27 protein-coding genes are annotated in these 26,569 nt (G+C 61.1%); 9 read left to right on the top strand and 18 right to left on the bottom strand.

Going from position 1 to position 26,569, the window contains the following annotated elements; genetic code table 11:
• Window positions 1-121: 121 nt before the first annotated feature.
• Complete coding sequence (locus ACIQAL_RS05435) at window positions 122-754, bottom strand: transcriptional regulator (RefSeq protein WP_401143310.1); 633 nt, start codon at window positions 752-754, stop codon at window positions 122-124.
• Window positions 755-1,410: 656 nt separating this feature from the next.
• Here ACIQAL_RS05435 and ACIQAL_RS05430 point away from each other — a divergent pair.
• Window positions 1,411-1,740 (top strand): hypothetical protein, encoded by a 330-nt coding sequence (locus tag ACIQAL_RS05430; protein ID WP_341958372.1) that lies wholly within the window; start codon window positions 1,411-1,413, stop codon window positions 1,738-1,740.
• Between the two features lie 60 nt (window positions 1,741-1,800).
• Here ACIQAL_RS05430 and ACIQAL_RS05425 read toward each other — a convergent pair whose 3' ends face one another.
• The 10 genes from ACIQAL_RS05425 to ACIQAL_RS05380 all read right to left on the bottom strand — a co-directional run bounded on the left by ACIQAL_RS05425 (window position 1,801) and on the right by ACIQAL_RS05380 (window position 12,896).
• The gene (locus ACIQAL_RS05425) at window positions 1,801-2,373 is read right to left on the bottom strand and encodes a GNAT family N-acetyltransferase (protein WP_401143307.1); all 573 of its coding nucleotides are present in this window, start codon (window positions 2,371-2,373) and stop codon (window positions 1,801-1,803) included.
• The gene (locus ACIQAL_RS05420; protein ID WP_401143305.1) at window positions 2,373-3,005 is read right to left on the bottom strand and encodes a LysE family translocator; all 633 of its coding nucleotides are present in this window, start codon (window positions 3,003-3,005) and stop codon (window positions 2,373-2,375) included. Before ACIQAL_RS05420 ends, ACIQAL_RS05425 begins: the two co-directional genes overlap by 1 nt.
• Window positions 3,006-3,097: 92 nt before the next feature.
• Window positions 3,098-3,883, bottom strand: a complete 786-nt coding sequence (locus tag ACIQAL_RS05415; RefSeq protein WP_166597700.1) for a sulfite exporter TauE/SafE family protein — start codon at window positions 3,881-3,883, stop codon at window positions 3,098-3,100.
• A 473-nt stretch (window positions 3,884-4,356) separates the two neighbouring features.
• Window positions 4,357-4,860 carry a cupin domain-containing protein gene (locus ACIQAL_RS05410; RefSeq protein ID WP_401143302.1) on the bottom strand — a complete coding sequence of 168 codons (504 nt, stop codon included), beginning with the start codon at window positions 4,858-4,860 and terminating at the stop codon, window positions 4,357-4,359.
• Window positions 4,861-4,960: 100 nt separating this feature from the next.
• Window positions 4,961-5,725, bottom strand: a complete 765-nt coding sequence (gene tam / locus ACIQAL_RS05405) for a trans-aconitate 2-methyltransferase (RefSeq protein WP_401143299.1) — start codon at window positions 5,723-5,725, stop codon at window positions 4,961-4,963.
• A gap of 147 nt (window positions 5,726-5,872) precedes the next feature.
• On the bottom strand, window positions 5,873-7,531 hold the full coding sequence (locus tag ACIQAL_RS05400; RefSeq protein WP_401143297.1) for a GMC family oxidoreductase: 1,659 nt from the start codon (window positions 7,529-7,531) through the stop codon (window positions 5,873-5,875).
• 49 nt (window positions 7,532-7,580) lie between these two features.
• Window positions 7,581-8,798, bottom strand: coding sequence for a mandelate racemase/muconate lactonizing enzyme family protein (locus ACIQAL_RS05395; RefSeq protein WP_401143295.1), 1,218 nt, complete (start codon window positions 8,796-8,798; stop codon window positions 7,581-7,583).
• Window position 8,799: 1 nt separating this feature from the next.
• Window positions 8,800-10,119, bottom strand: coding sequence for a nitrate/nitrite transporter (locus ACIQAL_RS05390; RefSeq protein WP_401143294.1), 1,320 nt, complete (start codon window positions 10,117-10,119; stop codon window positions 8,800-8,802).
• Window positions 10,120-10,397: 278 nt separating this feature from the next.
• Window positions 10,398-11,822 (bottom strand): aldehyde dehydrogenase, encoded by a 1,425-nt coding sequence (aldA, locus tag ACIQAL_RS05385; RefSeq protein ID WP_401143292.1) that lies wholly within the window; start codon window positions 11,820-11,822, stop codon window positions 10,398-10,400.
• 132 nt (window positions 11,823-11,954) lie between these two features.
• Window positions 11,955-12,896 carry a LysR substrate-binding domain-containing protein gene (locus ACIQAL_RS05380; protein WP_166597693.1) on the bottom strand — a complete coding sequence of 314 codons (942 nt, stop codon included), beginning with the start codon at window positions 12,894-12,896 and terminating at the stop codon, window positions 11,955-11,957.
• A gap of 194 nt (window positions 12,897-13,090) precedes the next feature.
• Between ACIQAL_RS05380 and ACIQAL_RS05375 the strand changes: the two genes are divergently transcribed.
• Window positions 13,091-14,269 (top strand): hypothetical protein, encoded by a 1,179-nt coding sequence (locus tag ACIQAL_RS05375; RefSeq protein WP_401143289.1) that lies wholly within the window; start codon window positions 13,091-13,093, stop codon window positions 14,267-14,269.
• A gap of 11 nt (window positions 14,270-14,280) precedes the next feature.
• Here the strand turns inward: ACIQAL_RS05375 and ACIQAL_RS05370 are convergent, their stop codons facing one another.
• Both ACIQAL_RS05370 and ACIQAL_RS05365 read right to left on the bottom strand, forming a co-directional pair.
• The gene (locus ACIQAL_RS05370; protein ID WP_401143286.1) at window positions 14,281-14,688 is read right to left on the bottom strand and encodes a hypothetical protein; all 408 of its coding nucleotides are present in this window, start codon (window positions 14,686-14,688) and stop codon (window positions 14,281-14,283) included.
• Between the two features lie 98 nt (window positions 14,689-14,786).
• Window positions 14,787-15,869, bottom strand: a complete 1,083-nt coding sequence (locus ACIQAL_RS05365) for a glycoside hydrolase family 3 N-terminal domain-containing protein (RefSeq protein WP_401143283.1) — start codon at window positions 15,867-15,869, stop codon at window positions 14,787-14,789.
• 463 nt (window positions 15,870-16,332) lie between these two features.
• Here ACIQAL_RS05365 and ACIQAL_RS05360 point away from each other — a divergent pair, with 463 nt between their 5' ends.
• The 4 genes from ACIQAL_RS05360 (at window position 16,333) to ACIQAL_RS05345 (ending at window position 19,749) form a co-directional block, all read left to right on the top strand.
• Complete coding sequence (locus ACIQAL_RS05360; RefSeq protein ID WP_166597689.1) at window positions 16,333-16,668, top strand: hypothetical protein; 336 nt, start codon at window positions 16,333-16,335, stop codon at window positions 16,666-16,668.
• A gap of 132 nt (window positions 16,669-16,800) precedes the next feature.
• Complete coding sequence (locus ACIQAL_RS05355) at window positions 16,801-17,364, top strand: type 1 glutamine amidotransferase domain-containing protein (protein ID WP_166597688.1); 564 nt, start codon at window positions 16,801-16,803, stop codon at window positions 17,362-17,364.
• Window positions 17,365-17,669: 305 nt separating this feature from the next.
• A complete protein-coding gene (locus ACIQAL_RS05350; protein ID WP_401143279.1) occupies window positions 17,670-18,335 on the top strand; it encodes a glycosyltransferase in 666 nt (221 codons plus the stop codon).
• A 139-nt stretch (window positions 18,336-18,474) separates the two neighbouring features.
• On the top strand, window positions 18,475-19,749 hold the full coding sequence (locus ACIQAL_RS05345; protein ID WP_401143744.1) for an Nramp family divalent metal transporter: 1,275 nt from the start codon (window positions 18,475-18,477) through the stop codon (window positions 19,747-19,749).
• A gap of 58 nt (window positions 19,750-19,807) precedes the next feature.
• Here the strand turns inward: ACIQAL_RS05345 and ACIQAL_RS05340 are convergent, their stop codons facing one another.
• From ACIQAL_RS05340 to ACIQAL_RS05330, 3 genes are all read right to left on the bottom strand, one after another.
• Window positions 19,808-20,299, bottom strand: a complete 492-nt coding sequence (locus tag ACIQAL_RS05340; RefSeq protein WP_401143277.1) for a copper chaperone PCu(A)C — start codon at window positions 20,297-20,299, stop codon at window positions 19,808-19,810.
• Window positions 20,299-20,907 (bottom strand): SCO family protein, encoded by a 609-nt coding sequence (locus tag ACIQAL_RS05335; protein ID WP_401143274.1) that lies wholly within the window; start codon window positions 20,905-20,907, stop codon window positions 20,299-20,301. The genes ACIQAL_RS05340 and ACIQAL_RS05335 overlap by 1 nt, the downstream gene beginning before the upstream one ends.
• 112 nt (window positions 20,908-21,019) lie before the next feature.
• On the bottom strand, window positions 21,020-21,397 hold the full coding sequence (locus ACIQAL_RS05330; protein WP_401143271.1) for a DUF2946 domain-containing protein: 378 nt from the start codon (window positions 21,395-21,397) through the stop codon (window positions 21,020-21,022).
• A gap of 229 nt (window positions 21,398-21,626) precedes the next feature.
• Between ACIQAL_RS05330 and ACIQAL_RS05325 the strand changes: the two genes are divergently transcribed.
• Genes ACIQAL_RS05325 through ACIQAL_RS05315 form a run of 3 tightly spaced genes read left to right on the top strand, consistent with a single transcriptional unit; the run spans window position 21,627 to window position 24,021 of the window.
• Window positions 21,627-22,658 (top strand): acyl-CoA dehydrogenase family protein, encoded by a 1,032-nt coding sequence (locus ACIQAL_RS05325; RefSeq protein ID WP_401143268.1) that lies wholly within the window; start codon window positions 21,627-21,629, stop codon window positions 22,656-22,658.
• Entirely contained in the window at window positions 22,655-23,422 is a 768-nt protein-coding gene (locus tag ACIQAL_RS05320) for a PIG-L deacetylase family protein (RefSeq protein WP_401143266.1), read from the top strand. The genes ACIQAL_RS05325 and ACIQAL_RS05320 overlap by 4 nt, the downstream gene beginning before the upstream one ends.
• Window positions 23,419-24,021, top strand: a complete 603-nt coding sequence (locus ACIQAL_RS05315) for a class I SAM-dependent DNA methyltransferase (RefSeq protein ID WP_401143263.1) — start codon at window positions 23,419-23,421, stop codon at window positions 24,019-24,021. The genes ACIQAL_RS05320 and ACIQAL_RS05315 overlap by 4 nt, the downstream gene beginning before the upstream one ends.
• Window positions 24,022-24,096: 75 nt before the next feature.
• On the opposite strand, the gene ACIQAL_RS05310 is transcribed toward ACIQAL_RS05315, so the two are convergent.
• Complete coding sequence (locus ACIQAL_RS05310) at window positions 24,097-24,777, bottom strand: GNAT family N-acetyltransferase (RefSeq protein ID WP_401143261.1); 681 nt, start codon at window positions 24,775-24,777, stop codon at window positions 24,097-24,099.
• 718 nt (window positions 24,778-25,495) lie between these two features.
• Window positions 25,496-26,500 carry a succinylglutamate desuccinylase/aspartoacylase family protein gene (locus ACIQAL_RS05305; protein WP_401143258.1) on the bottom strand — a complete coding sequence of 335 codons (1,005 nt, stop codon included), beginning with the start codon at window positions 26,498-26,500 and terminating at the stop codon, window positions 25,496-25,498.
• Between the last annotated feature and the right edge of the window lie 69 nt (window positions 26,501-26,569).

Below are 26,569 nucleotides of genomic sequence, written 5' to 3'. Positions count from 1 at the left end.
CCATGGCTTCCACCTCCACCGCCAGGCCGTAATGCAACTGCGCAACACCGGCCACTGCTGCATGTCCGTCACATAGACCCGAACCTGCACCACGATGGCCTCAGGCATCAGGAACTCCTCGTCACTCATTTTTGATGTAGCTGTAGGCCGCAGCGCGGGAAACACCCAAGTGCTGTGCCACCACTTCCATGGATTTGCGAATGTCCAGGTAGCCAGCCTCTTTCAGCGCCTGCAGCAACTGCCGCCGCTCAAGGGTTTTAAGCGCACGGGGGCTGCTCGCCAGACTCGCCGCGAACTGGTCAATGCGCTCACGGATGCTGTCGGCGCTGCCGGTGTCCAGGGACTCATCGACCTTGGCCTCGACGCGGGTGAATTGGGCCATGGCCGATTGCAGGTTCTGAAACAACGTCAGGTCAAGGTTCAGGCACAGCGCCGCCACGTACTGACCGCTTTCATTCTTGATGCCAATGGACGTGCTCTTGGCCTGTCGTCCGTCCGGAAAACGATTGGCATAGTTGGCGATGATTTCCGGGTACTCAGGGTCGGCGATACGCGCCAGGCCAAGCTCGGTAGTCGGGTCGCCGGGTTGGCGGCCTGACAGGTTGTTATGGATCGCCTGAATCGAATGCTCAGCGTCCTTTAAGTCGTGCACCACCACTTCACAGAACGGCGCGAACGTTTCCGCCAGGCCCTCGGCAATCCGCTTGATTTGCTGGAGCAGATGATCGTCATTGAGCAGGTATTTCGTGGACATCGCGACGAGATTCCGAAGGCCGATTTCGGACACATTATCTAAACATTGTCATTTAGTCCAGATGGTGACGTTCTGTCTGATACACGGCAGCTTTCGTCGACACCACAGGCACTGGAGTTCTGAAAGCCCCGTAATCACTGACTTTGTAGTCACGAACGGACCTTTGTGTATCGGCACTACAAAAAATGTAGTCCACGAAAATAATCACTACAAAACAGTTGACGAAGTGTTTCGGCGATTGCATAGTGAGGCCGTCTCCCTGATCGGGAGAGCTGGCAAAAGTATTCCGGGCCCGTTCGACAAAGCCGTCGAACAACCTCTGGATGTGTGCTGCCCACAAGGCAGATTGATGAAGCTGAACCGGCATGATCGACCCATAGGCCGAGCGCTGGCGAAACGTCCTCAAGACACTTGTGGCCGACCACGATACGTCGCCAGTGTCCTTACGACGCCCGCCGTTTCTCTCCTGCGATTCGACCCATTCCGTTTCAGCCTCTCATCAACACCACCTCCTGCCCGGCAACGGCTCCGGCTCTGTTGTGTTTGACGGACCTTGTTTGTCAGCGTGTGAAAGGACTGCGGATCGATGGACGATCTGCCATTACGTTTGAACTAACCAGATAGATTAACGACAGGCGATAAAGGGGTATCCAACCATGAATCTGAACAATCAACCCACCATTGATCAATTGGCTCGACTGTTCGCGGCGCAGAAGGACTCCCTCGATAGCCACATTCTCTGGGTCTGTGAGAAAGGTGATGTGCACATGGACGGCCTGGGTGCCTGCACCGAGGAACAAGAGTTCGACGAACAACGTCCGCACATGCGTGCGCGCTTGAAGATGTACCGCAAAGGCCACGGCTACGTCGGCAAGAAGGCCGCCGCCGACAAACAATTCCTGGGTCAGGTGCTCGACACCCTGAGCAGCGAATGGGGCAGCGCGCAAAAAGAGCCGGGCCTGCGCGTCATCGACAAACTTTGCTGAACCTTGCCACGCCGCTGGCCACTCGTTTGAACAGGTGGGCAGCGGCGTTTTTGCAGGTGCTTACGAAAGCCCCGGATTGACCAGAGCCGTCAGCACATGGTCCGCCCATTCGCCATTGATCTTCAGATAGGCCCGGGCGAAGCCTTCCTTCTCGAATCCCAGTGTCTCCAGCACGCGACCGCTGCGTTGGTTTTCCGGCTTGTAGTTGGCCATGACCCGGTGCAACCCCAGGTCGTCGAACACATGGGCAATGCCCCGGCGTAACCCTTCAGTCATCAGCCCCTGTCCTTGGGCGGCCTTGGCCAGCGAATACCCCAGGTGACACGCCTGAAATGCCCCCAGCACGACGTTGCTGAAATTGCATTCGCCCACCATCTCTCCGCTGGCACGATCAAGCATCAACAGGTGCAGACAACGTCCCGCCAGCCGCTCGCGCTCAACGTAGGCAATGCGCATCAGAATGTTGTCGATGTCGAAAAAACCGGCGGGACGCGTCGGCTGCCACGGTTGCAAGTGCTTGTGGTTGGTCAGGTTGTACGCCCGGATCTGCGCTGCGTCCCCAGCGAGCGCGGGCCGCAGGATCAAACGCTCCGTGACCAGCCGGATCAACTGCGGCTCAGCAATGATCTCCATCAATCGCGCCCGACGAGCGCCAGTCGGCACGCCAGGCCGAGAAAGACAGTGCCGAGGATCTTCTGCATCCAGCGCGCCGCCCGCTCACTGCTGCCGACCCGTTGACCGAGACGGCTGGCCATGACAATCACTGCGCCATTGGCGATAACACCCACGGCGTTCAACACCGTTGCCAACAGCAACATCTGCACGACGATGGACCCCGCGTCGGGATCAATGAACTGCGGGAACAGCGCGAGCACGAACAGCGCCATTTTGGGATTGAGCACGTTGGTCAGCAGGCCCTGGCGGAAAATCTGCGCCCGCGAATAGCGGGGCAACGACGCATTGGCGGACAGCGCGGTGCCGGTCGAGCGGAAGGTTTTGAACGCCAGATACAGCAGATACGCCGCGCCGATGAAGCGCACCACGTCGTAGGCCACCGGCACCGTGACGAACAGTTGGGACAGCCCCAACGCGGCCGCCAGCGCGTGGCAATAGGTGCCGAGCTGGATGCCTGCGAGTGAGGCAAAACCCGCCGCCCTACCCTGGCTGGCGCTGCGCGAGGCGATGAGCAGCATGTCGGGGCCAGGGGTGAGCGCCAGCGCGAGGCAGGCGCCCGAGAACAACGCGAGGGTGGATAAGGCGAGCATGGGACGTCCCTTTAGTGGCTGGCACATGAGGCGTCAGTTTACGGAGCTGCCGAGTTTTTGACGAGCGTACTGATTGGGTCTGCCTGGCCGATTCAGAACGCCAGCTTGTACCCGATAGCGATCAGCATCAACGCCAGGCACGGCCGCAGCACCGCGTCGGGCACACGCCCGGTCAACTGGCTGCCCAGATAGATTCCCGGCAACGACCCCATCAACAGAAAGCCCAGCATGGGCCAGTTCATGTTGCCCATGCTGGCGTGGCCGAGCCCTGCAATAAGCGTCAGCGGCACAGCGTGGGCGATCTCGGTCCCGACCAGGCGGCGCGTAGGCAGAAACGGATAGAGGATAAACAAAGCCACCGTACCCAGCGCGCCAGCACCGATAGACGTCAACGCGACCATGACGCCGAGGATCACGCCGGTGAGCACCGTCAGACTGTTCAAGCTTCGATCACTGAGGCGGTAGTGATCCCCGGCGTGGCGCTGAGCGAACGCCAACAAACGCTGTTTGAAGAAGATGGCCAATGCCGTCAGCAGCAGAACAACGCCCAGACCCTGCTTGATCACCGCGTTCATCGCGTCCGGCGCGGTGTGCAGGCTGCTCAGAAACCACAGCGTCAACCCGGCGGCAGGCACGCTGCCCAGCGTGAGCCAGCCAGTGATGCCCCAGTCGATATTGTCGTTCTTCCTGTGCACCAGCACGCCACCGCTTTTGGTGATGGCCGCGTACAGCAGATCGGTGCCCACGGCGGTAGCGGGATTGATGCCGAACCACAGCAAGATCGGAGTCATCAACGACCCGCCGCCGACACCTGTCATGCCGACGATGAAACCGACCACCAGGCCAGCCACGACGAAACCTATATTGCCAAAATCCATTGTTCTGCCTGACACGCGGGAAAAAGCTGGCGCGCAGGATAACGATTTTTCATCTAAGGACCGCTGTTTTTCTTATATGGGGCGTAGATCAAAAAGGTCTATGGTTATAACCAAACCTGTCCTTGCGACCGTGTTCCAGACGACACCGCCGCATTGCCCGGTCAATCTTTCGCGAATGAATTCGCTCCCACAGGGGCCCCGCGTCGCCGCAAATGTGTCGCCCGACGCCGTTCCTACAGAGGTCCGGTGTCGCCGCAAATGTATCGCCCGACGCCGTTCCAACTGTGGGAGCGAATTCATTCGCGAAGGGCCGGTACAGCCGACACATCTCCGTCGTCTGAGCGATTTTTCGCGAATGAATTCGCTCCCACAGGGGGACGCGTTGCCGCACAAGTATCGCCTGATGCAGTTCCCACTGGCGCGCGGCATTTCAAAAAACCGGACTGCGAGTCACGTCACAGACACGTCGACGCTCACGGCTCCCCCTCCCAATAATCCAGCGTCGCCTCCGGACGTTGCACGGCTTTGAACGCCCTCGCCCCATTTAGGGTGACCATCGCCTGATACTTGCCGGAATCCGGGTATTCGCAGACTTCCGGCGTTTCGCGGGTGCTGATGGAGAGGTATTTGAGCGGCGCGTCGGAGGTGTTGATGATCTGGTGCGGGTATTCCGGGCCAGGGGGAATGAAGATCACATCGCCCGTTTTGATCGGCAGCATTTCCCCCGCGACGCGCAGGCTGCCCTGCCCTTCGATGACCACGAACATTTCTTCCTGGGCGTAGTGGAAATGGTAGGGGCAAGAGCGTTTGCCCGGCGCGACGATGTCCACGGAGGCGCCGAGCTTTTGGGCGGCGGTGCCGGTGCCGAGTCTTGCGGCCTGACTCTCGTAGAGCGGGTCGCGACGTTCAGCCTCCAGGGATACTTCGTTGAAGTTGCGGATCAGGCGAGATGCCAGATCCGCTTTGGGGTTGTTCATTGTGTCCTCCCGGGTTTGCTTTCAAGCAGCACCGTTTACCGGCGGGCGTGTTTGGGATTGCTATCGCCCGCAAGCGAGGCTGCTAGAGAGTGCGCGGAGGTCAGCGCGTGGCAACGACGAACAACCGCGGGAACGGCAGCAACACGGAGCCGTCCGCCAATGCCGGATACGCCTGTGAAATTGCGTTCAAGTAGGCATCGAGAAACGCTTGCTGCTCGCTGTCATCAAGCTTTTGCAGATACGGACGCAGTGCCGAGCCCTTGAACCATTCGACCACCGCCGCATGCCCACCGGCCAAGGGGTGGTGGTAGGTGGTGCGCCAGACATCGACTTCCGCTGCGTGCGGTTGCAGCAGCTCAAAGTAATACGCGGCCGGATGACGATCCGGGTGTTTGACCGAGGCGATCTTGTCGGCCCATGGCCCGTTCGCCGCGATGTCGCGCGCCAGCCGGTGGGCGGGTTCTTCAAGGTTGTCCGGGGTCTGGACGGCCAGGCTGCCACCAGGATTGAGCAGGCTGACGAGGCGCGGGTACAGCTCGGCGTGGTTCGGCACCCATTGCAGCGAGGCGTTGGCGAGAATGACGTCGTAGCGTTGAGCCGGTTTCCAGACGCCGATATCCGCCAGTTCGAACGTGATGTTCGGCAGGCGCTGACGGGCGTCGCCCAGCATGTCATCGGAGCTGTCGAGACCGGTGACCAGCGCGTCGGGGAAACGCTCGGCCAACACTTCGGTGGAGTTGCCCGGACCGCAACCGAGGTCGATCGCAGTCTTGACGTCTTGCGTGGGAATGGCGGCGACCAGGTCACGAACCGGGCGGGTGCGTTGCTGCTCGAACATCGAATACTGCTTGGCTGACCAACTCATCAGGCATTCCTTCTGTCATGAAAGGCATGCCGTGGAGGGTAAAGCCTGCCGCGCGGGAGTACAAATGAAGAGCTATGGGCACCGCACGACGACGGTGAAAGTGAGCGTGTTCACTCCCGCAGGGCCATCGCGCTCGCCTCTGATCTATCAAGCCGCGTGAATGGCAGCCTGCGCGACCTCACTGACCGCGACCACCGCATCTTCCAGAATCAGATCAGCGCCCTTCTCTGCCACCATCAAGACCGCCGCATGGGTGTTGCCTGAGGTGATGTTGGGGAAGACCGACGCGTCGACAACGCGCAATCCCGCCACCCCGTGCACCTTGAGGCGCTTGTCGACCACCGATGTCGAGGCGTCGACGCCCATCGTGCACGAGCCGCAGAGGTGATAAATCGAGCCGCTGTTTTCGCGGAAGTATTGCAGCATTTCCTCATCAGTCTGCACCGCCGAGCCTGGCAACACCTCGTCCACGGTGATGCCTTTGAGTGCGGGCGCCCCCATGATTTTGCGCATCAGGCGACTGCCCTGAATCACCTCATCGATGTCCTTTTGGGTGCTCAGGTAATTGGGGTCGATCAACGCCGCATCGCGAGGATTGCTGGACGCGATTTCCACGTAGCCACGACTGGTCGGGCGGCACGGGTTGAAGCACAGCAGAAACCCTGAATACGGCTCGGGCTTGAGGCTGGCCTTGTTGTTCTTCGGAATCTGGTACGACAGCGGGTTGAAATACAGCTGCAGGTTCGGGTGGCTCTGCTCGTCGTCGCCACGAAAGAACCCGCCCGCCTGATTCACGCTCATCGCCAGAGCGCCCTTGCGGGTGAACAGGTATTTCAGGCCCAGCTTGAACTGGCCAAACAGCGAGCTGAGCTGGTCGTTCAAGGTCGGAATGTTGGCCTTGTAGTAATAGCTGGCGCAGAGGTGGTCCTGCAGATGCTGGCCCACGGCTGGCAAGTGCTTCACCAGCGGAATGCCATGCTTTTTCAGCAACGCCTGATCGGCCACGCCGGACAGTTGCAGGATTTTCGGCGTGTCGACGGCGCCTGCGCAAAGGATCACTTCCTTATTCGCCATGAACGTGCGGTTCACACCGTTCTGACTGACCTCGACGCCGACGGCGCGAGTCCCCTGCTCATCGAACAGCACGCGGTCCACCAGTGCGTAATGTTCGAGCGTCAGATTGCTGCGCCCCAGGGCCGGGTGCAGGTGCGCGAAGCTGCTGGAGCAGCGCTCGCCGTTGCGGGTGTTGACGTCGTATAGGCCTGCGCCTTCGAATGTCGGTCCGTTGAAATCCTCGCTGCGCGAATAGCCCAGTTGCTCGCAGCCTTCGAGGAACACGTCGCAGATCGGGTGTGTCTGGCCCTTCATCGGGGTGATACTGATCGGACCGCTCCCGCCGTGGTATTCGGTGTCGCCGAGCGGGTGGTTTTCCAGTTTGCGGAAGTACGGCAGCACGTCCTTGAAGCCCCAGCCATCGTTGCCGTCCGCTGCCCAGTCATCGAAGTCGTGGGCCTGGCCGCGGACGTAGATCATCGCGTTGATCGACCCGGAGCCGCCCTGCACTTTGCCACGCGGGGCGTAGATGGCGCGGTTGGCCAGTTGCTTCTGTGGCTGGCTGTAATACATCCAGTTGAAGGTCGGGTTGTAATACATCTTGGCGAAGCCGACCGGAATCTTGAACCACAGCGAACTGTCTTTGCCGCCTGCTTCGAGCAGCAGCACCGTGTATTTTCCGGACGCTGAAAGGCGGTTGGCCAGAACGCAACCTGCGGCGCCAGCGCCAGCGATGATGTAGTCGTATGTCATGCACGGTTACCGCGTAAGTCATTATTCAAAAGAGGCATTGGCGCCGGCTTCAGCCCCGCGCCGGTGATGTGTCTTTCACATCCGCCGGGGTCGGCGCCATTTGCAGGTGCAAACGCGAACCGGTGTACGGCGTGTGCGCGCGCACCACGTCCATGTTCAGCTCCACACCCAGGCCTGGCTCGGTGGACGGGATGATGTAGCCGTCTTCCCACTGCAAGGGCTTTTTCAGGATCTCGGCGTGGAAGCCGCCCCAGGTCTCGATGCTTTCCTGAATCAGGAAGTTCGGCGTGCAGGTCGCCAGCTGGAAACTCGCCGCCGCGCCAATCGGGCCGTTGTACAGGTGCGGAGCGATCTGCGCGTAGTAGGCCTCGGCCATGCTGGCGATCTTCTTGGCCTCCAGCAGACCGCCGCAGCGCGCGACGTTCATTTGCAGGATCGACGCACCGCCCGCCTGCAACAGCTTGAAGAATTCGTACTTGGTGGTCAGGCGCTCGCCGGTGGCAATCGGGATGCTGGTCTTGGCCGCCACTTGCGCCATGGCCTCTTCCTGCCCCGGTGGCACCGGCTCTTCGAACCACAGCGGATCGTACTTTTCCAGGCGCTGTGCCAGACGAATCGCTGAGGACGGCACCATCTGCCCGTGGGTGCCGAACAGCAGGTCGCACTTGTTGCCCACGGCTTCACGAATCTTGCGGCAGAAGGTTTCGCAGCGCTCCAGCACTTCCAGGGAAATCTGGTGGCCGGAGTACGCGGTGTAAGGCCCGGCAGGGTCAAATTTCACGGCGGTGAAGCCTTTTTTCATGTTCTCGACCGCACAGTCGGCCGCCAGGTCCGGGTCGTCGTAGTCGTACTCGCCCTGGCTGTTGACCGGGTACAGGTAGGTGTAGGAGCGCAGACGCTCGTTGACCTTACCCCCCAGCAATTCGTACACCGGCTTGTTCGCCGCCTTGCCGATGATGTCCCAACACGCCATTTCCAGGCCGCTGACCACGCCCATCATCGTCAGGTCCGGGCGCTGGGTGAAGCCGCTCGAATAGGCCTGACGGAAGAAGCGTTCGATGTGGTGCGGGTCATGATTCAGCAGGTAGCGCTCGAACACGTCTTCGATGATCGGCAGCATGGCTTTGGGGCCGAACGTGGCGGCGTAGATTTCGCCGACGCCTTCGATGCCGCAATCGGTTTTCAGTTTGACGAACAGCCAGTACATGCCACCGATGTGCGGTGGCGGAACGGCGACGATATGGGTTTCCAAGGCGATGATTTTCATGTCAGGCACCGTGTGCGTTGAAGGTTTTGCGCTTGACCCGCGCCCGCAGCGCCAGGGCTGTGAGGGTGCCGATCAGGCCGATAAAGGCGATGTAGCTGAAATAGAGCTTGTAACCCAGGGCACCGGGAAACTGCTCGGTGAGGTAGCCATTGATCAATGGAATGAAGGTGTCCGGCAGGTAACCCACCACCGAGACGATGCCGATGGCCAGGCCCGTGATGCGCAGCGGGATGTTGCACGTGTCGAGAATCGCCCAGTACAGGCCGCGAATGGCGTAGGTCATCAGGCCGATGAAGATTACCGTCACCACCAGCAGACCGAGGTTGTTCAGCGCCGGGAACAGCACCAGCCCGACCATCGCCAGTGACGCCAGCGCCAACGCCACGATCAGCACCGAGATGTTCGAATACTTGTCGCCCAGCCATCCGCCACCGATGCCGCCCACCGGACGCATCCACAGTTTGATGGTGGTGATGGTGCCGGCCATGACCGCGGTCATGCCGCTGCCTTGCAGGTAATCCGAGAAGCTGTAGGTGGCCCAGAAGATGTGATAGCCGCAGAACACAATCGCGGTGACCAGCCACAGTTCCGGGATTTTGATCAGCGTCGCGAGGTCGCTGAGCAGGTGGTGCTTTTCTCCGTTTTCGGCGTTTTCAGCGGCGACTGATTTAGGGTCTTTGACCAGCACCAGCAGAAAACCCAGGCCGATGCAGATGAACGAATACAGGTACACCACATGACGGAAACCCTCGGCTGCGGTCTGCCCGCCCGTGCCGATGGCGTAAGCGAAGATGCCCAGCGCAACGGTGGCCAGCAGCGCTTCGACCAACCCGCGACCGCCGTCCAGGATGCCGAAGAACCGGCCCTGCTCGGCGTGCTGCGCAATCATTTTCACGCGCTTGAGCACCGAGGCCCAGAAGGTCAAACCGGTGGTGAGCCCCCAGCAACCGAAGATGATCATCAGGCCGGTCATCGACGGCACGGTCGAATACCACAGCCCCAACGCACCGGTAGCGAGCAGGGAAAAGAAAATCAGAAAACGCGGCGCGATACGGTCCGCCAGCCAGCCGCTGGGCAGGTAGCTGAGCAGGAAAATCGTGCCCAGCATCGAATACAGATAGCCCAACTCGCTGTGGCTGATCTGAAACACGTCGAGCATGGTGGTCTGGTAGACCTGACGCAGATAGAGAATCGGGTAGATCGCACCAGCGGCGAGCACCAGCAGCATCAGCTGGATGTAACGGCTGGCCTTGTCGCTTTTCGCGACAGACACGGCAGCGGACGACTGAACAGCGGCCGCAACAGAAGCAGGCTTCGACATGGGAAAGACCTCAGCGCCCCCGGATTCCGAGGCGCTTTTTATATTGTTGTTATGGGCGCAGAGGCGAGTTTCGAGCGTCAAGCGGCAAGTAAAAGCGGTACGCGGTGCGCTTTAGTCTTGTGGCTTGCAGCTCGGGACCTGCCGTTGCTTCAAAGCAGCACGCGGTCTGCTTTTGTCTTGTAGCTAGGAGCTCGACATCTGCCGCTGCTCCAAAGCAGCACGCGGTTTGCTTTTGTCTTGCAGCTTGAAGCTCGCCGCTTGCCGCTTGAAGCTCGCCGCTAGAACTTGAGGACAACGAGCCGGGTCTGGGTGAATTCGAGCATGCCGTGCTTGCCGTCATCGCCCCCCAGCCCCGAGCGCTTCCAACCGGCGTGGAAGCCCTGGTACGGGTCGGCCGGGGTGCGATTGACGTACAGCTCACCGGCTTCGATGGCGTTGGCGACTTTCATCGTGGTGCGGTAGTTCTCGGTGTACAGCACCGACGACAGGCCGAACTGATGGTCGTTGGCCTGGGCCAGCGCTTCGTCGATGTTTCGGTACTTGAGCACCGGGAGCACCGGGCCGAAGATTTCTTCCTGAACGATTTCCATGTCCTGGCGGCAACCGCTGAGCAGCGTCGGCGGGTAGAAATGGCCTTTGCCAACGGGCAACACGCCGCCGGTCTCCAGCACTGCACCTTCGCCGATGGCACGCTCGACCATGGCGTGAATGTTCTGTTGGGCACTGGCACTGACCAGCGGGCCCATGCGCGAGGCGTCTTCGGCACGATCACCAATGGCCACTGCGCTGATCTTGGTTTTCAACAGACCGAGGAAACGCTCGTAGACACTCTCGTGCACATACACCCGCTCCACCGCCGTGCAGAGTTGGCCGCAGTGGGTGGTCTTGGAGGCGACGATGTCGCTCGCGGCTTTTTCCAGATCGGCATCGGCCTCGATGATCGCAGGGGTCTTGCCCCCCAGTTCCAGCGACGGCTTGGCGATGTTTTCCTTGCAGTAGTCCAGCACGATGCGCCCGGCGTTGACGCTGCCGGTCAGGGTGATCATGCCCACGGCTTTATGGGTGCAAACGCTCGCAGCGGTCTTGTGGTCCATGGTCAGGATGTTGATCACCCCGGCCGGAATACCGGATTGCTGTACGGCCTTGGCGATTTCAAAGGCTGAAATCGGCGTGTTGTTGCTCGGACGAACCACCACGGTATTGCCCGCGATCAGCGCCGGGGCGATCTTGCGCAGCAGCGTATAGACCGGGTAGTTGAACGGAATCAGGCACGCCACCACACCGATCGGCTGACGCTGCAGCAGAATATTTTCGTTGGGCGTGTCGCTGGGAATGATTTCGCCTTCGATACGGCGCGCCCACTCGGCATGGTAACGGGTGATTTGCGCGGCGTAGCGAGCCTCGTTGCTGGCGTCGGCGACGCTTTTGCCAGACTCGGCGGCCAGTGCCTGACCGATGTCTTCGGCGCAGGCTTCAAGGGCGTCGGCCAGGGAACGCAGATGGTCACCGCGCTCGATGCTGGTCAAACCGCCCCAGACTTTCTGCGCCGCAGCGGCGGCGTTCACGGCCGCCACCGCTTCCTCGGCGGTTGCCGCCGGGACATGTCCAACCAACGCTTCGGTGGCCGGGTTGTAGACCGCAATTACCGCATCATGGGCAGGCTCGGCAAACTGGCCGTTGACATAGTTTCGTTCGAGTCGCATGTGGGACGTCCACCGTTGTTTTTGTAAGAATGACGATCAGTCTTGTCATCGAACACGGTGGCGACAAACGATTTATTGATCCGACAAACATTCCAAAAACGCACGTTACTGTCCTACCCCATCGTTGGGCGGTCAGGGAATCGCTGTCAGGGCCGCCGTAGAGGGTTCGAGCTGACGCTGCGCCAGCCAGATTTCTTCCTGCAACCACTGGCTGAAGACCTGTAATTGCGGCAAATCCTGCTCCGGGCGCGTTACCAGCCAGTACGATTGGTGGCCTTCGACGTGCACGTTCATCACTTGAGTCAGGTGTCCGGTGGCCAATTCAGGAGCGACCATGTGCCAGTCGGCGATGGTGATGCCCAGCCCGTCCACTGCTGCACGAATGGCCAGGTCGAGCAGGTCGAACTCGTACCCGCCCTGGGTATCGACGCCCTGGATGCGTGCGGCGTCGAGCCAGTGTTTCCACGTCAGGTAGCGCTGGTCCTCGTTGGCCAGCACGTGCAGCAGCGTCAGGCGATTGAGGTCGATCCCCTCGTCGCTCGACTCCCGCGCATACAGCGACGGCGCGCAGACCGCGATGTGCCGCTCCTGAATCAGCAGTGAACTGTCCAGCCCGTCCCACTCGCCGTTGCCAAACCGGATTGCGCAATCGAGGGTGCTGGTCTCGGCCAGGCTGTCCTGCAAACGGGTGCTGATGCTCAACTCCAATTCGGGATGCTGCTCGCGCAAGCGCCCCAGGCGCGGCATCAGCCAGCGATGGGTGAACGTCGGCGGCGCGTTGATCCGCAGACGATTGGAGTGGGATTTCTGCTGAAGGCTGCGCACGGTCATTTCGATTTTGTCGAAGGATTGATGCAGCGCCCGCAGCAGCACCCGACCGGCACTGGTCAGGTCGAGATGGTGATGGCGACGCTCCAGCAGCGTCTCACCCAGTTGCTCCTCAAGCTGGCGCACCTGGCGACTGACCGCGCTCTGGGTCACGTTCAACAGCTCGGCTGCGCGGGTAAAACTGCCGGTGCTGCCGGCCACTTCGAAGGCTTTCAGGGCATTGAGGCCGGGCATTTTGCGTTTCATGTGAAGCTCTCTGACCGCCACGTGGAAGGCGCGAAGCATCCCACGGTACGACAGGTGTCGACTACGGCCGTTGGAGAATGTTCTGGCAGTAACATGCATTTGCCGAAGGTTTGGCCGGACAAATAATCGTTTGTCGATTGAAGCGCGGATCACAAAACTGCGCGCCATCTAATAAAAACAACCGAGACGTACCCATGCCTTCCTGCGCTTCCCTGCGGCTGTCTGCTTCGTGCCTCACCCTTCTCTGTGCCTGCTCCGCGCCTGCCATGGCCGTGCAAGTCACCGACCACCTCGACCTTGGCGGTGCCATCCGCGCGCGCTGGGATTACGACCCGGATCGAGACATCCAGAAATTCAATTTCGACACCGTGTTCCTCACCGCCAAATACACCTCCGACAGCTGGATCGGTGCCGCGAAATACCGCTTCTACGGCCATTCGTACCCGTACAAATACACTCAACACGTGGGCGATGTTTCGTTCCCCGAGTACGCGTGGGTCGGCTATAAATTCAACCCGGATCAACAGATCCAGGTGGGCCTGAACCAGATCCCGTTCGGGTTGCAGCCTTACTTCGGCAGCACCTTCTTCGAGACCCTCGGCAACGTGGTCGGCCTGGAAGATGTCGAGGAAATGGGCGCCAAATACATTCAGCAAACCGGCGACTGGAACATTCAGGCAGGCTACTACCTGCGCCCGGCATGGCAAGGCAAAGGCACCAGCAAAGGCCGTACGTATTCCAGTGTCGTGTCGCAAGCGGACAGTTACGTCGCCAACGGCAGCGACAATCAGGAGCGCAACACAGTCGTGCTGCGGGTGGCCAAGGCGCTCGACCTCGGGCCATGGAAATCCGAAGTCGGCGTCTCGGGCCTGACCTCTTCGCTGGAAAACAACGACACCGACCGCGATGGTCGACGCAACGCGGTCGCCATTCACTACATCGGTAAAAACGGCCCGTGGGGCGTGCAATTGCAGGCTGCCCGCCAACAAATGTCACCACGCAACCCCGGCACTGACGAACTGGTCACCTTCGGCGGTTACGACGGCACCTACAACGTCGCCAGCCGCGCCAACCTGTACGTTGCCGACCTGAGCTACGACGTCGGCGGCAAATACCTGTTCGACCAGATCAGCGGCATCAAACTCTACGCCAACTACAGCGCCTACCAGAAATCCGCCGCCGGCTTCGACGACTCCCAGCGCGTGATCCTCGGCTCCTCGTTCTCGGTCAGCAAACTGTGGGTCGCCACCGAATGGCTGATCGGCAAGAACGACCCGTACATCGGCGGCAGCGATTACAGCCAGAGCCTCGGTGCGGGCGGCAGCAATCAGTGGGAGAACCAGTTGTATGTGAATGTGGGGTATTACTTCTAAGTGTGGATGCGCTACGCCCGCCCAACTCCCTCAAACGCCACATCCACCAACAACCTCGGATCGAGACTGCGAATCCGCTGCTCGATGTGGTACGCCCCTGCCTCGGCATAGCGCAGGTACACGCGGCCGCAGGTCACGCATTCGCAGACCTTGCAGCGGTTGTAGGGAAAGAATTGTGGGGCGATGGGGGCGTCGGGTGACCAATAGGAGGTGTTGGCGGGGTGGTATTCGTCGAGCGTGAGGTCTTCTTCCTCGGCGGCGATCAGGGAGCCAACGTCCCGCAGTTGGCTTTCTTTGAGCGAGACGGGAAGCCCTTCCCAGCCCGCAAAGGATTTGGACTGGCACGTGCAAGGCTGATTGATGGCGTGGGAGCGTTGGGCGAAACGCATGAGTTCGGCGTAGGCGAGAGGCGTGAACATGGGCGGCAGACTCTTGGCAGATGAGGTCTTTCGAGGCCGTTGCATTGTGCTATGCCGCTCGCCTGCCTGCCTACTGCCCCTGCAACGAACGTGTGCGGTCAGCGAACGACGCGCCGGGTGAGCTGACCGCCCGGAATCGGGTAGGACACGTACAGCCCGGATTCGACCTGGTCTCTGGATGCTTGCGCCAGGCCTCGCACCTGATTCGACGCTGTCATCAAGCGCTGGCGATCAAGCCGGCCATTTTCCACCGCATCGACGATGGCCTGAGCGATGTCGTCCAGACCCGAGTCACTGGACACCAGCAAAAGATGCGCGCCCGCTTCCAACGCTGTGACGGCCGTGTCGGTGATGCTGTTGTCGCGCAGGATGGACACGGCGTCCAGGTCGTCTGAAATGATCAGCCCGTCGAACCCTAACTCCTCGCTCAACAGCCCAATGACCTTGCGCGATGTGCTGGCGGAGTGCTGCGGGTCGAGTGCGGGAAACACCGCCGGACCGGGCATGATCGCTTTCACGCCGGCCGCGATCACTTGGCGGAACACGTCCAGCCCCTCGTTCAGCGCTTCAAGGTTGTGCGGTACGGACGCCCTGGCCACAGCAGGGTCGTCCTGGGTTTCATAGTGGCCGGGGAAGTGCTTGGCCGTGGCGATCACCCCTGCCCGCTGCACGCCCCGGATGAACGCGCAGGAAATACGCGCGACTTGAACGGCATCCGGCCCCAAATGCCGATTGTGCAACCAAGGGTTGTTGCCGGTGACCACATCGACGATCGGGGCCAGGAACATATTGACCCCCATGGCCCGCGCCGAACTTGCCATCTCATAGCTACGCGCCTCGATGTCTTCGCTGCTGAGCGTCTTGAGCTCGTCTGCCGACGGCATACCGGGCACCAGCCGATGCAACCGTTGTATGCCTCCAAGTTCCTGGTCAACGGCCACCAATACCGGGCCACCTGCACAGTCCGCGGCATGCTCGACAATACGGGAGAAATCTGCCTGGGCTTCAGCGCGGCGCCGCTCGAAGGTCATCTTGCGTGCGAGGTATTCGTCGCGGGTTTCGCCCAACAAAATGGAAACGCCCCCGTTTTTCAGGAAACGACGCACACCCTCATCAAGCGTGAGTCCGCTGAAAGCCGGTAGCAAGACGGAATAGGCTGCTCGGTGCAGTTCGGTTATCATGCTCGTTCTCATCAATAAAATGAGCATTAATGCTCGTTGTCGCTCACTCTATGCTCATGAAACGCACTGTCAAGCCAAAAAGCCTTCAAATCGAGCGCACACTTCTTATCTGAGTGAGCACTGAAATGACCATCCGTCCTGCGACTCTTCGCGATGTACACGCTTCATCACCGCTCGAAACGCTTCTGTTGCTGCATATCCGCTGCCCAGATCAAGGGCGCGGGGAATATTTACGGGACGCTCTTTTCATTTAGCCGTTTGCTCGTCAACATACGCGGCAACTGATGAAGGGGGCGCTAAACGCTTTAATGAGAATCGATACCGTTCCCCAACTTCTCTCTTTCAAGTCGAGATAAAACATACACGTGCGAGCCCACTTAAGATCGAAAAATGATATCGGATTGATATTAATTTCTCGGCAGTGGCTTCACGTGATCTCACGCTTAGTTTCAGGATGAACTCGATGCGTCATTTACTGCTGACGGCTACGCTGGCCGTGTCGCTTTATGGCTGTGGTTCCACGCCGAACAATCCATCTGTCGATCTGGAAACCACCAAAGCCCCGGCGGACTACGCGCAATGCGTGTTCCCCAAGTGGCAGAAAATCAAACCCGAAACGACGATGACCGAAGGCAAGAACCACTTTAAGTTGCTGGTCTCCAGCAAAGTGTCTCAAGACGACATTCTCGAAGTGTTCAAAGGCAACCCCAACACCCGCGTGTTCTTCTATCAAAGGGCACCCCTCTCTGCCGCGTTCGGTCGCAGCGCGCTGGAAAAAGCCGCTCGGGAATGTTTGTGAGTCCAGCCTGACCCTCCATTAGCGCGAATGGCCGACGGTGCAATCAGGCTGAACTTTCGTTTTTCCGATTCCCTCTGAGAACCGACACGTCCGATTTATCGGGCACGGTATCCACTTGGAGGCATCACCACCATGAGCACCACACTGAACGGCAAGAAAGTCCTGATCATCACCGCCAACACCGGGATCGAGCGCGATGAGTTGCTCAAGCCGCTGGAGGCGTTGAAAGGCATGGGGGCAACTGTGACTCATGCGACCATCAAGGGCGGCGCCGCCCAGACGTTCCTGCACGACACCGAGAAAGACACCAGCGTCACCTCGGACGCCCGCCTGGCGGGGTTGTCCGCTGATCAATTCGATGCGCTGATCATCCCGGGTGGCACCGTCAACGCCGACACCCTGCGTCAGGACGCCGATGCCCAGCGTCTGGTCAAGGCCTTCGCTGATGCGGGCAAACTCATTGCCGCGATCTGCCACGGCCCATGGCTGCTGATCGATGCCGGGGTTGTGGAAGGCAAGACGCTCACCTCCTATCCTAGCGTGCGCACCGACCTGCTCAACGCCAAGGCGGCAGGCTGGGTCGATGCCGAGGTCAAGCAATGCGGCGCCAACGACTGGACGCTGATCACCTCGCGTACCCCGGACGACCTGCCAGCCTTCAACGAGGCCATCGGCAAGGCGCTGCTTGCGGCATGAAGCCAGTGGCGTAGCCCGAAAGCAAAACGCACCGACGCCGCTTTTATAGCGGCGTCGGTGCGTCTTGAAGAAGAGTAACCCCAGCGGAAGACAGCGACGTACAGTCCGCCAGGGGAGTCTCGCACTCACGGGTAGGAACGATTGTTCGGCGACTAATTCAATCTTTTTTCGTTTATTGCGTTAAAAACCCGCTTTTACGACAGTCTGTCTTCGAAAACGAAAATACTTGCAACTCTTGTTTGATCAGCCGCGTCGACATCGAAAGGCCTACGCGATGACCGCGGGTGCCCTGACGAGAATCGCCCATGATTGGAATCATTGTCCCCGCACACAACGAAGAACTGTATCTGGATGACTGCATCAAATCGCTGATCGCCGCTGCCGGTCATGAAGACCTGGGCGGCGAGGCGGTCGAGATTCTGATCGTCCTCGACGACTGTTCCGACAGTTCGGCGCAGATTGCACGCGCCCATGGCGTACACACCCATCCGTGCAACCACCGCAACGTCGGCATGACCCGCGCAGCAGGCGCCCGGCGCATGCTGGACCGAGGCGCGCGCTGGCTCGCGTTCACCGACGCCGACACGGTCGTGCCGTACGCGTGGCTGGCTGAGCAAATCGCGTTCGGCGCTGATGCAGTTTGCGGCATCGTGCAGGTGGACGATTGGTCCGAACACACACCGCAGGTGCGTGAGCGGTACGACGCGCTTTATCGCCCGGTGGATGATCACCGCCACATTCACGGCGCGAATCTGGGCGTGTCTTCCGAAGCCTACCTCCGAGCCGGAGGATTCAAGGCGCTGGCCGCCCATGAAGACGTGCATTTGGTCGCGGACCTCGAACGCATCGGCGCCCGCATCGTCTGGACAGCGCGCAACAGCGTGACCACCAGCGCCCGTAAGCATTGTCGATGCAAGGAAGGCTTCGGCGATTACCTGAATTCACTGGCGACCCAGACGTTATTAGGCTAACCCTCATAACGCATGCCGCCAGAATGCTCTGTTCGGCGCCTACCCTCGCATGCGCAGAACCCAGACCTCGGCGGGACCGCAATCGATGCAACCCTTGAAAAACCGGGCCAACCCCGGTGACGACACACTGGGCGGCGGCATGCCCAGTGCCAGTGTCGCCCTGCCAAAATCGGGTAACTGGTTCAAACGACTGTTGGCGTTTACCGGGCCGGGCTACATGGTCGCGGTGGGCTATATGGACCCCGGCAACTGGGCGACGGATCTGGCCGGTGGCTCGCAGTTCGGTTACCTGCTGCTCTCCGTCATTCTCTTGTCCAATCTCATGGCCATCGTCCTGCAAGCGCTGTCGGCGCGGCTGGGCATCGCCACCGGCTGGGATCTGGCGCGTGCCTGCCGCGAACGCTACAGCCGTCCGGTGTGCATCGCGCTGTGGCTGGCCTGTGAAATTGCGATCATCGCCTGCGACCTGGCCGAAGTCATCGGCACCGCCATCGCCTTGAATTTGCTGTTCGGCATTCCGCTGGTGTGGGGCGCGGTGATTTCGGCCATCGACGTGTTTCTGATCTTCCTGTTGATGGGCAAAGGCTTCCGGGCCCTGGAAGCGTTCGTCATTGCCCTGCTTTTAATCATCTTCGGGTGCTTTGCAATACAGATGGTGCTGGCCCGCCCTGACATGGCCGAGTTGTTCGCCGGGTTCATTCCCAAGGCGGAAATCGTCACCAACCCCGCCGCGCTGTACCTGGCCATCGGGATCATCGGTGCCACCGTGATGCCCCATAACCTGTACCTGCACTCCTCCATCGTGCAGACCCGCGCCTACCCGCGCACCGACGAAGGCCGTCGTATCGGCCTGCGCTGGTCGGTCACAGACAGCACCATCGCCCTGACCCTGGCGCTGTTTGTCAACGCTGCGATCCTGATCACGGCGGCCACGGTGTTTCACAAGGCGGGCAAGACCGACGTCGTGGAAATCGAGCAGGCCTACCATTTGCTGTCGCCCATGCTCGGTGTCGGCATCGCTTCCGCGCTGTTCGCCATCGCGCTGCTGGCGTCGGGGATCAACTCCACGGTGACCGCGACTCTCGCCGGGCAGATCGTCATGGAAGGCTTTCTGAAGCTGAAGTTACCGGGCTGGGTGCGACGCCTGTTGACCCGAGGGCTGGCGATTATTCCTGTGATCGTCGTGACCAGCATTTACGGCTCGGAAGGCACGGCGAAGCTGCTGGTCTTGAGCCAGGTGATCCTGTCGATGCAACTGCCGTTCGCCATCGTGCCGCTGGTGCGTTTCGTCTCCAACCGCAAGCTGATGGGCAATCTGGTGGCCGGGCCGCTGCTGACATCGGTGGCGTGGGTGATTGCACTGCTGATCATCGGTCTGAACGGGGTGTTGCTGGTGGGGATGTTTGGGGCCTGAGATTTGGCACGCGAGGTACAAGGAACGCCGGCCATTGCGGCCGGCGCGCTTCCTCAGATCAATGGCTGTCGCCGTGGTCGTGGTCCATGTCCATGCTCTCGGCCATCGATTTCGCCGGGGCATCGACGTGTACAGTCTCGCGCTCACCCTTGGCGTTTTCGATGGTGAGCGTCAGCGGCACGTGGTCCCCTTCCTTGATCTGCCCCACCAGGCCCATGAGCATGACGTGGTATCCGTTCGGCTCCAGCGCCACGGTCTTGCCCGCTGGCAGCGGCACCGAGTCCACTGGCCCCATGCGCATGACGTCGTTGGTCATGCTCATCTCGTGGACTTGCACGTGAGTGGCTGCCGGTGACGCGACGCTCAACAGCTTGCTGTCGCTGTCTGCCGTGATGCGCATGAACGCGCCGGAGGACGGCTGACCCGGCACGCTGGTGCGGACCCACGCGTCTTCTACTTTGGTTTCTGCCACCGCCGACAGGCTGATGCCCGCCAGCAAAGAGACGGCGAGCACGCGGCGCAGGGCCGGAATACGAAACAGAGCGGTCATCAGCAGACCTCCATGACAGTGAGCAAGTCTTCGGCGCATTGCTTGGCGGTCAGCGAAGGACCGAGGCCCAGGCGCAAATTGCCTCGGGTGTCGAACACGTAACTGGTGGCGGAATGGGACATGGTGTACGTGTCGCCAATCGGCACCTTTTCATAGAACACCCCAAACTCCTTGGCTACCTGCTGCGTTTGCTCCAGCGTGCCACGCAAGGCGACGAAGCTCGGGTCGAACTGCTTGACGTAAGCGTCGAGGATTTCCGGCGTGTCCCGTTCAGGGTCGATGCTGATGAAGATCACCTGCATGATCTTGCCTTCCTCGCCCATCATCTTCTTCGCCTGAGCCGCTCGGGCCAGGGCCGTTGGACAGACCGACGGGCACTGGGTAAAGCCGAAGAACACCACCGGCATCAGCCCGCGAAAGCTGGACAGGGTCTTGGTTTCGCCCTGGGTGTCGGTGAGCTTGAAGGTACGGCCCATGATCTTGTTGCTCAGGTCCTTGCCGTACTTGAAATCCAGGGCGGTGGTCGAACCGTCGCAGCCCGCGAGCAGGCCCAGGCCCAGAATGCCCATGCCGGTCATCATTTGACGGCGGGTCAATAAATCATTCATCTGACGAACTCTCTGAAGCGGCCAGCGTTGGCGCCAGCTTTTGATCGCCCTCTGCGAATGCCGGTTGGCATAAAGGGCGACACCCATCGGTACGCGAGTATGGCACGCCGGTTCAGGGTGCCTGAGGCGACAATCCGGGGAGGCAATGTCGGGGTGGCTTGCGCAGCAGGTAATCGGAACGGGGGATGAGCTTGCGCCGGCTGCGCGCCATCCAGCCGAGGCCAATGAAAAACACCAGCGACAGCGCCAACGTGCCCGCAAAGGCGCAGTCGGCCATGGACAGCTTCATGAGTTGGGCATGCTCGCCCATCTGCGCCATGTCCATGTGCCCGGACAGATCGTGCTGTTCGCTGCAGTCCACGCCGGGATTCGTCTGATTGAACGCCCGCAGCATCTGGCCGTGGCTCAGGCTGCACACAAGCCCACTGAACAGGATGAAGCCATACAGCATCCAGGCAATGAGCGATTGATGGGTTCGGACGAATTTCATGGGGCGCCATTCTACATCGTTGCCCCCGCACACACGTTTCGGCGCCGGACTGTCGGGTGCGACAAAACCGCGCAGGCCCTGAAGAACTCGCAGCACGCCACTGCGCGCACGGCGACAGACCCGCCAGGGTCCGCAAATTGTTTGAACCCCCAGCCGCCCGGAGTGCCGAATCCCATACGCAGCCTGCGCAGAACGTGCCGGCCAGAATAACAACGGGAGCACGCAACCCATGGGCCATGACGCACAAGGCATTGACGCGGTGCTGGCGGATTTCGCCCGCCGTCCCAATGTGCCGATGATCGATGACCACCTGCGCGAGGCCATGACGCTGTGCATCGAGCGCGGGCTGGATCGCCTGCCAATGCCCGGCAGCGGGCAGACCCTGTTGCGCTGGCAGCAACTGGCGGCAGTTGGCGGCATCGATCTGGCGCTGCTCAAACTGTACGAAGGTCACACCGATGCGTTGGCCATCTTGCAGGAACTGGCGTGCGCGCCGTTTACCGAGCCGGGCATCTGGGGCGTGTGGGCCGCTGAGCCGCCCTCGGCGCGAGTCGGGGTCAGCGCACGCAATGGCGAGGAGGTTCGCCTGAATGGCCGCAAAGCCTGGTGTTCCGGCGCGCAGCAGATTGACTACGCGCTGATCACCGCCTGGACCGCCGATGACCAGCCGCAACTGGTGGCCGTCCGACTCGATCAGCCTGGCATCACCATCGACGCGCAAGCCTGGCAGGCCGTTGGCATGGCCACCACCGCCAGCGTGGATGTGCATTTCGACAACGCTGTCGGGCATTGCGTCGGTGAGTCGGGCGCCTACCTGTCGCGGCCCGGGTTCTGGCAAGGCGGCGCTGGCATCGCCGCTGCGTGGTACGGCGCAGCGGCGTCCCTCGCACGAACGCTTCACCGACAGCGACAACAGGGTCGGCCCGATCCTCATGCAGATGCGCACCTTGGCTCGGTAGACGCCGCGCTGCATGGGGCATCCGCAGCATTGCGCGCTTGCGCGGCGTGGATCGACGTCCACCCTGAAGCCGACGCGCGTCTGCCGGTGCAACGGGTGCGGGCACAGGTCGAGATGGCGGTCGAGCACGTCTGTCGGCACGTAGGCCGCGCACTAGGGGCGACGCCGTTCTGTCGCGATCCGCAGTTCGCCCGTCTGGCCGTGGACCTGCCGGTGTTCATTCGTCAAAGCCATGCCGAGCGTGATTTGGCGCAACTGGGCGAACTGCTCGCCGCACGGGAAACGGAGGATTGGTCGTTATGAGTCAGGCGCAACCTTTTGGCGTCGCGGGCACGCCCCTGAGCCAATGGCAAGACAGCACCGCCTTGCGCGGCGCCCAGGCCATCAGCCTCGAAGCGCTGGTGCCGCCGGGTTCACGGTTGGTGGTGCTGGCCCCTCACCCGGACGATGAAGTGCTGGCCTGCGGCGGGTTGCTGGCGGCGATGGCGATGGCCGGTCGGGAGCAGGAAATTCAGCTGATTTCGGTCACCGATGGTGAAGGCAGCCACCCAGGTTCATCGCAGTGGCCGCAGGCGCGGCTTCGCGCGCAGCGTCGTCTGGAAAGCGAGTACGCGGTCGCCGCGCTGGGGCTTGATGAGTCCCGCCTGAGTTGGCATCGCCTGAGCCTCGTCGATGGCGGCGTGGCCGAAGGCTCCGAAGCGTTGATCGCGCTGCTGAGCGAGGACTTGCGCCCCAGCGACGTGTTGCTCAGCACCTGGCGGCACGACGGCCACTGCGATCACGAAGCCGTCGGCCATTGCGCTGCCCAAGCCGCCGCCAGCACCGGCGCAACACTGGTGGAAGTACCGATCTGGGCCTGGCACTGGGCCGAACCCAATGACCCGCGCATCCCGTGGGAACAGGCGCGCAAGCTGATGCTCAGCGACGAACAGTTGGCGCGCAAACGCCGCGCCATCACCTCTCACGCCAGCCAGCTGCAAACCGACACCAGCACCGGCGCCCTGCCCGTGCTGGACGCCGTGACCCTGGACCGTTTGCTCCAGCCCTTCGAACTGGTGTTTTTGTGAGCCTGCCTGCTGATTACTTCGATGAACTGTTTGCCGACAGCGATGACCCGTGGGCCTTTCGCACCCGCTGGTATGAACAGCGCAAACGCGACCTGACCCTCGCCGCCCTGCCCCGTCAGCGCTATGAGCGGATTTTCGAGCCGGGTTGCGCCAATGGCGAGCTGAGCCTGCGTCTGGCCCAGCGATGCGATGAGCTGGTGTGCATGGACATGAGCGCCCGAGCGGTGGAATTGGCGCGTAAACGCCTGAAGCCCTTCGCTCGCTCGACGGTGATCGAAGGGTGCCTGCCGGAGGATTGGCCTGAGGGAACGTTTGATCTGATCGTCGTCAGTGAGTGGGCGTATTACCTGGCGCCTGCGTTGTTTGTGCAGGTCATCGAAAAGATCGTTGCTCATCTGACGCCGAATGGCACCGTGCTGGCCTGTCATTGGCTGCACCCCATCGACGGTTGCCCGATGGAGGGTCGCGACGCCCACGGTCTGCTTGATCAGCACCTGAAGATGCCACGCACATTGCAGCATGAAGAGCAGGACTTTTTGCTGGAGATGTGGAGCCGGCAGCCGGGTGGGATTGATCTGGATGAGCAGGTGCGGCCGTAGCCTCACGGCCGCTGGCGATGGGGTCTTAGAGATCGCCACGCTGGCAAGCCAGGCTGCTACGGAAGCATCCGCGTATCAGGCCAGTCGCTCCTGCACAAACACCCGCGCTTGCCGCGTCATCTGGTCCAACTGCCGGTCCCGCTGTTTTTCGGCGTCGGTCATCGCCCGTTTCCCGTGCTGTTTCAGCAAATAAGCATGGATCTGCCGCACCTCGACAGATTGGTAGATCGGCAGGGTGTCGATCACGCCCAGCAGGCCTTCGGTCTGGTGATCGCGGGTGTTCATCAGCACTTGCGGGCCGCGTGCGCCAAGCACCTGAAACCCCATCGTTTCGAAATACGGCACCTTCCCGACGAAACACGCGAGTTCGGCGTGGGGGTAGCGCGCCAGCATTTTCTGCACCATGCCACGGGCAATGCCGTGACGGCGCTGGTCGGCCTTCACCGCCATGTACGCCACCGAACAGGCGTCGGCATCGCCCTGTACCGGGAGGTAGAGCAGGAATCCCGACACGACTGACGGATCTTCGTCGTCCAGCGCCACGATCAGTTCGACGGGAAAGCCTCGGGAACCGTCCATGGCCTGCAAATATTGATGCACCTCATGCCCCACCCCGAATTGATACAGCGGATACAGCGGGTTGCTCGGCGCGATGCCGACCATGCTGATGTCAGTGACGTAATCGACCACCATCTGCATGATCTGGCTGTCGATGGATTCGGGTGGCGTATTTTCGAGGCGTGTGAGGGTGAACATGGCGATCCTGGGTCGGGGTGAAGGCTGCGCGGCGATGGCGTTCAAACGCCGAACTCGCGCATCATACCCGTTCTGGACTCAGACCTCGCCTGGCGCCTTTTCAGGTTTCGTCAGAGTCTGAGCGAACCCCTTCAAGGAATTCAGCCCTGATCGACTGGCGAACGCCAAACAACCTGTGGGAGCGAATTCATTCGCGAATCGTCGGTTCAGGCGACACATTTCCTCCGTCTGAAATGCCGCCTTCGCGAATGAATTCGCTCCCACAGGTTGAGTCGGCGCCAGACCGCAAGTGCCGCGGCGACGCGGGGTTTCTGTGGATTGAGTCGGTGCCAGACCGTAAATGTCGCGGCGACGCAGAACTCCTGTGGGAGCGAATTCATTCGCGAAGGGTGGGACAGGCGATGCATCTCCTCCGTCTGAAATGCCGCCTTCGCGAATGAATTCGCTCCCACAGGTTGAGTCGGCGTCAGACCGCAAGTGCCGCGGCGACGCGGGGTTTCTGTGGATTGAGTCGGTGCCAGACCGTAAATGTCGCGGCGACGCAGAACTCCTGTAGGAGCGAATTTATTCGCGAATCTCCGGGACAGGCGACACATCTCCTCCGTCTGAAATGCCGCTTTCGCGAATGAATTCGCTCCCACAGGTTGATCCGGTGCCAGACCGCAGAGGTTGCGGTGTGACGCTCCCACAGGTTTGGAGATCCGGTCCGCGATGGGACTCAGAACGACAATTGGCGCGGGTTGACGTCCAGGATCTTGGCCAACCGCACCACGGTTACGCCCACGCCGAGGTGGCGCAGCGACGGCTGCACCAGCACGCAGTGGTCGTGGGGGGTGACGATGGGGGTGTCGCCGTCATGGGCGATCACGGTCCCGGCCTTTTCGATGACTTCCAGTCCCCGAAAATCCTCGGCAAACGAGAAGGCCATGCTGCGGGCGACCACCGGGCTGGTGACCTCTAGAAAGCGTTGCGGCTGTGAGGCAGCCGGGCGAATGAACTCCGCGACGTCCTCCTCCTTCACCGCCCCCGTCGTCACCAGAAAACGCGCTGCGGTGTCCAGCGCCACCTCCCGGCTGCGTCGGGAAAAATGCTGCCCGGTCTCGATCAACAACGCGTTCTTCGCGCTGACCGGGTCGTCAAACCCGCCAAAATCACGCAGGCGACGGCCATTGGCGTGCCCTGCATCCACCACCACGGTTTGCGGCACGCCCAAGGTCGCCGCGAAATCCAGACCCTTGGATTGCGCGCCGCACATCATCACCGGCGGCGCTTCTTCGTGCATCGAGTGAATGTCGAGCAACAGATCGACTGTCTCCACCACCGGGCGCAACTGCCGCGCCCGGCGCAGTTCAACCGAGTCCAGATCACCGTCCAGCTTGTCCGTCAGCCAGACCCGGTTCATGTCCTCGTCCAGATAACGGGTCGCGTCGATGTTCTGCGGATCGAAGCGGTGGTACGCCTCGACATTGCCGAACGCCAATGTTAGGCGTCCACGCACCGGGCGCAGTTCACACTTCAGAAACGCGTCCACGGTGATCGCTCCACTGACTTCGTTGCCATGGGTCAGGGCCATGATCATCACGTGGGGGCCGGGCACGCCGCTGTCGAAACTGTGCACGTACTCCACGCCGTCGGTGCCGGCCTGCCAGCGGCGGATGTCCGGAAATTCGACTTCGATGGGATACGGTTTCAGGGCGGCGCGGACTTGCTCAAGGGTTTTCATTTCAGTCTCCAGCAGACAGTGGCGTACGCAGGCCGGGGCTCATTCGAGACGCGGCAACAGGTGCTTCGT

The sequence above is a fragment of the Pseudomonas sp. NPDC088368 genome (genome assembly GCF_044753445.1).
Lineage (GTDB): Bacteria > Pseudomonadota > Gammaproteobacteria > Pseudomonadales > Pseudomonadaceae > Aquipseudomonas > Aquipseudomonas bambusae.
The sequence above is the reverse complement of the archived record's forward strand: the minus strand, read 5'-3'. Positions and strand labels throughout refer to the sequence as shown.